Here is a 1383-nt window from a genome sequence, read left to right as displayed (position 1 = left end):
ATTTCATATATATTTTCTCCTATTTTATATTAACTTTCCCCTAATTCTGGATTCCCATTTTCATGGGAATGACACATAACGTTCTCGGCACAAACGAAGTTGCGAACTAATTTTGGCTTTAACCGTTTTTGCCGTGTTATCTGCCGATGCAGGGAATCAATTAATAAAAATATTCTTTTCCTGATTTTGTCTTATAGGTCTTATAAAGAATATACAGCCATAGAAATTTCGCTTTCTGCTTTTCTTCTGCCACAAATACTTGATTCGATAGTTTTTAGAACATTAGCAGTGTAATATCTGGTGCCGCACTTTTTACACACACCAACTGGCACATTTTTAATTAGAACATACCTTTCTCCTACCTTTCGGGGTAAGTCCACTATTTTTTCAACAATTGAGCCATTACAATATTCACACCGTTCATCATCCCAGAATCCCAAGTTAATCCCTCCTTTTATTAAGTTGGTCAAGAAGATTGCCAAATCTGAGGGTTTTTGTTTCATTTCTATTCCTCGATAAGCCCTTCAACAACCTTATCTATTTTATTAATAAAATCCTCTGCTTCCTCAAGCCAGGTCCTTACCTTTTCCTCTTCAAATTCAACAAAATCTCCATAATCAGCTTTCTGTCTGAAATCAAACATTTTGCTATAAAAATCAGCAAGTTTCTCTTTCACAATTCCTATTTTTACAAATTCTCTATTAAACAGGCTTCTTACACCAGAATGCTTTGCAGAGGAAAGCTTCTTTGTCAAAAGAAGTGCAACTACTTCATAGAATATCGCATAGTATATCCTGTTAACAGTAGAAAAAAGGCGGGCATGTTCAAACATTACCTTTGCATCATTTAAAGTCTCCCTTGCCCTTTTTCTTTTGTAATTTACAAGTTCTATATTCATCTTTCACCTATGATATTGCCACCCCTTCTTTATCAACATTCCAGTGCAGTGGCATTGCCTTCCCTAAGGGTGAATCCCAGAATTTCTGCGGATACACTATAGTCCCAAAGATCACATCATACTTAAGTTCAATCTTAAAGGCAGTGCTGAAAATTTTCTCCTCTAAAGTATTATTCACTTCTCTGTTTAAAAGAACCAAAACATCAATATCTGATTCTTCATTAGAATCCCTCCGTGCCTTTGAGCCATAAAGGACAATTTCTGCATCCGGAAATCTTTCGAGCAATCTCTTTTTTAATTCCAGCAGAGCCTTTTTTTCATTCTCCTTTAAATTTAATTGTTCTAAGTTTTTCATTTTTCCACCTCTAATACCAGTACCAGGCAATAATCTTTTCGCCCCATAAAAGGGTGATAAGTGAACCTAAGGCAATGAATGGCCCAAAGGGTACCATATCTTCTTTACTTTTAATCTTCGACAAAATTAA

The 1383-nt window shown here is 35.4% G+C and carries 3 protein-coding genes; all 3 read right to left on the bottom strand.

The genetic code is table 11. The features are described 5' to 3' along the window. Positions 1-200: 200 nt before the first annotated feature. Genes COZ07_RS08540 through COZ07_RS08530 form a run of 3 tightly spaced genes read right to left on the bottom strand, consistent with a single transcriptional unit; the run spans position 201 to position 1253 of the window. Complete coding sequence (locus COZ07_RS08540) at positions 201-503, bottom strand: YgiT-type zinc finger protein (protein ID WP_406608144.1); 303 nt, start codon at positions 501-503, stop codon at positions 201-203. A 2-nt stretch (positions 504-505) separates the two neighbouring features. Further along, positions 506-898 (bottom strand): HEPN domain-containing protein, encoded by a 393-nt coding sequence (locus tag COZ07_RS08535; protein ID WP_406608143.1) that lies wholly within the window; start codon positions 896-898, stop codon positions 506-508. 7 nt (positions 899-905) lie between these two features. Next, a complete protein-coding gene (locus COZ07_RS08530) occupies positions 906-1253 on the bottom strand; it encodes a nucleotidyltransferase domain-containing protein (RefSeq protein ID WP_406608142.1) in 348 nt (115 codons plus the stop codon). Positions 1254-1383: the final 130 nt, after the last annotated feature.

Source organism: Candidatus Infernicultor aquiphilus, assembly GCF_002784285.1.
Classification (GTDB): domain Bacteria; phylum Atribacterota; class Phoenicimicrobiia; order Phoenicimicrobiales; family Phoenicimicrobiaceae; genus Infernicultor; species Infernicultor aquiphilus.
Note: the sequence above shows the minus strand (reverse complement) of the source record. Positions and strands in the feature narration are given on the sequence as shown.

What these genes read in the sequence shown, in the direction of transcription:
- COZ07_RS08540 (WP_406608144.1), bottom strand. Translation starts at nt 503, where the DNA reads ATGAAACAAAAACCCTCAGATTTGGCAATCTTCTTGACCAACTTAATA.
- COZ07_RS08535 (WP_406608143.1), bottom strand. Translation starts at nt 898, where the DNA reads ATGAATATAGAACTTGTAAATTACAAAAGAAAAAGGGCAAGGGAGACT.
- COZ07_RS08530 (WP_406608142.1), bottom strand. Translation starts at nt 1,253, where the DNA reads ATGAAAAACTTAGAACAATTAAATTTAAAGGAGAATGAAAAAAAGGCT.